Here is a 4,284-nt window from a genome sequence, read left to right on the forward strand (position 1 = left end):
GAGGCAAAACACCAGCTTTTGGCAGGTCAGTCTCCAGGAATCGGAATATTGTTATGTTTCGCGAATATGACTAACCCTCTAGGTTCAATTGATTGTGGGTTGTTCAGGGCCGACTACTTCATGGATGAGCCGAACTGCGGGTTCGGCATTATGCCGTGATCGAGGTCACGGCTCTACTCACCCGGATTAACCTGCGCGGCGATCGACCGAGCAGGATGGGTATTCCGGCTGATGTCGTGTGCCTCGGCGCAGAGGCTCTCCCGAGCGTGGTCAGCCGCGATCTATCAGCATCTAGTCGACACCTCCCGCCGCTTGCTCACTCGCCGGCGCAGCGAGGTTATATCGCGCCGCACTCAAGCCATGCGCGGCCGGGCACGGAAGCTGTGGCCGGTCTCGAACGAGGTTGTGTTAAAACGCTGACGGGCCACTCCTTGGAGCAATCCTATGTCTTGTGGACCCAGCTAGGTCGGAAAATAGTTCGTCAAGGCCGGGTTCATTGGAGCTTTCACACCGCGTCATCCCAGAGCAGAAGCGTGCGGCACTCCAGACGCGTCTTTTTCAATGCCACCTAAAAAGCGCGAGCAGCGGTCGATGGTCATATAGAGGAGGCGTTTTCAGCTCATCCCATTGGTAGCCTGTAACTCTAGCAGGTATTGGATGTTCATAAGCACGGAGCCGAGATCATCCTCTTGAAGGTGCCGCTCTCCCACTTGGAGCGGTGGGCCGGCGGCTGCAGGCGCTCCAGCCCTTCGGCTTTGAGGATACGTGAAATCCGATCGGCGCAAGGGACAGACTATGGCGCATTCCTCGTCTGTGGCTTTCAAGGGCAGCTTGTGCTGCCGGTTCGAGTGGTCCTGGTATCCCTCAGCTCCCTAATCACGCTATGGGCGGATGGTCTCGTCCCCTCAAAGCGCCAGACGTATTGCTCAATCGCCCAATCCTAACGACCACGTCGACGCTCCAGCTTTTAGTGGCATACGGGAGCCTGCCATATTGTATTCATAATTGATGTATAGCCAAAACAAATGAAGAGAAAATTGTGAAAATATTCAACTGTACCAGGAACGTCTCTTCTAAACGGCACCAAGAATAGATATCTACTCACAACAAGTCTCATAGGGGCATATTAATATGACGGGAACCTATAAGGAATTCCTTTCTGCACTTGCGTTGAGCGAGTCCAGCAACCGCTACAACTTCGTCAACAGCCTGGGGTTTGCCGGGGCCTACCAGTTCGGCGAGGCTGCCCTACGCATGGTCGGCTACTACAAGCTGGATGGCACCAATAGCCTCCCGAATGACTGGAACGGCGGCTGGACCGGAAAGGACGGCATCAGTACGTCGGGAAGACCATCGACGGGGTCACACTCACCGAGTCTGGCATTCTCGGCGGCGCTCATCTGGTCGGCGCCCCGCGAGTGGCAGATTACCTGAAGTCCGGCGGCACGAACGTTGCGAGTGACCAAGCCGGGACCACGGTTTCGAGCTACGTCAAGAAGTTCAACGGCTATGACGTCGGTCCAGCGCTTGAAATCGCAAGGGAAGCGGGACGATGATCACTTGTTGGTACATCCAAAGAAAAACAAGTGTCGAAGCTATTTAGCAGCGGACGTATAACTTTGGATCTAGATGCGGGCTGAGAGTAGCTTATGTCAAAATCACAGCTCTCCGAGGCAGTTGGCCGATCCTACAATACCGCTAGGAATAAACACTGATTTGCTTCCCGATCTCAAAGGCCAGGGTTCAACAGATGTATAACTTGATTAGCCTAGGTCTTACAGTTTTAGCAATTGTGGTCATGATCCCGTTGCTGATATTACTTGGTCAAGCAATAGCAGCTATCCTTCCCTTTCAGCAGGAGGAAACAGTTGTAGGAACTACGAGGGCGAGCGTAGCCGTCATCATACCTGCGCACGACGAGGCATTATCGATTGCTGAAACAGTCTCTAATGTTCGGGAGCAGATGTCCGGCTGCGACCGTATTATTGTTGTTGCAGATAATTGTTTGGATGATACCGCTGCCATTGCAAGAAATTCTGGTGCGGAAGTAGTGATTCGAGAAGATCCAAACAATATCGGCAAGGGATATGCATTAGACGCTGGTATCCGCCACCTCGCCCAAACAGGCCCTCGGGGGGTGGTTATTATATTGGATGCGGACTGCCTCTTTGGACCAGATGCTCTAGCGATTTTGACATCAGCCTGTAAACGGTATCAGGTACCCATTCAAGCCCTCAATCTCCAGATCGCTAAGGTCATCGCTGTCTCTTCTGAGGGTCGGAACGCGCGCGTAATCGAATTTGCGTGGCGGATACAATGCTCGCTACGCAAAATAGGTTACATGCGCCTCGGCCTTCCTTGCCAACTCATGGGGACAGGGATGGCATTCCCTTGGAACCTATTAGTTTGTCAAAGCTTGGCTACAGGCCATATTACTGAAGATATAAAGCTAAGTGTTGACTTAGCCCTTTTGGGGAGCCCGGCTCGGTTCTGTCCGCAGGCAGTAGTAACCAGTGAGATGCCTCCAAGTATGAAGGGGCGCCATGACCAAAGGAAGCGATGGATCCACGGGTATCTCTCTACAGCGCGAGTATACATTCCAAAATTATTTAGAGAAGCTTTCCGCCGGGGTGATGTATCTATATTCGCTCTCGCGTGCGATCTCGTCGTGCCCCCGCTAAGTATTCTAATTATGTGTTGCGGTGTTGCGCTAGGGGCATCGCTGCTGTGGTATATCTCTACTGGAGTGGTCACTCCATTTCTTTTAAGTATTTTTGACAATATCGTTCTAGCGTGTTTCCTCACAATAGCTTGGTTTTATTGCGGAAGAGGACTCATAGGATGGCGGGAATTGATGGTAGCCCCGCAGCACTTGCGGACCGTTGGGCGAATTTTCATCTCCTATATAGTCGGTGAGCAATCCACGTGGACACGTGCAGAAAGAAAGAAGTAGTTGCGCCCGAACAGATTCCGAGCAGCTCTGGTACACTACCTGATGATCGACGTGAAACTGCAACTATCGATGTCATTCCGATGATGCATCAAGACAGCGGCATCCCAAGTTGGCTTTGTTCATCGGCCGCACGAGTTCCGCTCTAAGGTCGCGGAGGCGTACCGAGAAGGGATCGTGCTCGCGTCCAAAGTACCAGAGGGCAATCCCTATCTATGATGGCGATACATTGGACGCCACCATGGGGCGAGCCGGAGCGGGTTTATATCGAATGCTAAAGCCCAGCGATGGTACTGCCCCATCTTCAATGCTCGTATACCTCAAAGCCAAACAGTAATATATACGCTTCGTGTACTAAATCTGGGTATCTACATAGGTGTGCAGGAGCTGCTCCATGCAAGCCTTTAATCTGCACGCCTTCTGTTCGCACGTCTGCAGACGGCCGCCGGATCGCGGGCAGCTTCTCCTTAGTCGTCCTTGAACGACCCACAACTTATTGAATTTAGAAAGTTTTCGTCTTCGCCAGGCATTGTAGAATGCCGATTCCTGGGTGTCGGCCTGCCAACCTCTGGTGTTTTGCCATGGGCCCCAAGTTGACGATATCGAGCTCCTGCGATCTCTACCGCAGCCGTCTCGATCAGCGTCATGAAATGTCCCGCCTGGCGGCTCTCGTCGATTGGGAGAGCTTCAATCAGGAGTTAGGCTGCTTCTATCTCCGTCGGACGACCTGCCAAACCACGCGGTTGATGATTGGGCTGTCCTACTCTTCAACACCCCTTCGATCTATCCGATGAGGCGGTGGTGCAGCGCTGGATTGAGAACCCGTATAGCAATGGTTCTACGGCTGAGAGTTCTTCCAGCATCAGCTGCCGTGCGATCCGAGCTCGCTGACCCGCTGGCGCAAGCGGCTCGGACGCGAGGGGCTGGAGAAGCTCTTGGCCGCCACCATCAAAGCCGGACTCCGCACTGGCGCCGTGCGACCCTCAAGCCTGGAGCGGATTCGCGTCGACACGACCGTGCAGTCTTGGGCCATCGCTCATTCTACCTCTTTGGACGGCTCTCCCGTTGCAAGCAGAATTGGCTCTGATCGGCGTGGGTCAGTTGCAAACATCTATCCGGCGTCACCCGTGACTGGGGCGCCCAAATGGGGAATCCGCTCGCGCACGCCTCTATAGCTGGTCGGCCTCACAGGCCGCGGTAAAAATCAGGCTCGTTGCGCGCCGGTCCGACCTGTGCCTTTCATTTGCCTCTCATGCTCGCAAGGCTGGTGACGTCCTCAGGCGGCGACGCGGTACGGCTCGCCCGTTCGCAGCACAGCCCAGATGATCCGTGCT

2 protein-coding genes are annotated in these 4,284 nt (G+C 54.0%); both read left to right on the forward strand.

Annotated elements, in window-relative coordinates:
• Positions 1-1,131 precede the first annotated feature (1,131 nt).
• A complete protein-coding gene (locus DRB19_RS29030; RefSeq protein ID WP_114189417.1) occupies positions 1,132-1,434 on the forward strand; it encodes a hypothetical protein in 303 nt (100 codons plus the stop codon).
• Positions 1,435-1,750: 316 nt separating this feature from the next.
• Positions 1,751-2,953, forward strand: a complete 1,203-nt coding sequence (locus tag DRB19_RS29035) for a glycosyltransferase family 2 protein (protein ID WP_114189418.1) — start codon at positions 1,751-1,753, stop codon at positions 2,951-2,953.
• Positions 2,954-4,284: the final 1,331 nt, after the last annotated feature.

The sequence above is a fragment of the Microvirga aerophila genome (assembly GCF_003332305.1).
GTDB lineage: Bacteria > Pseudomonadota > Alphaproteobacteria > Rhizobiales > Beijerinckiaceae > Microvirga > Microvirga aerophila.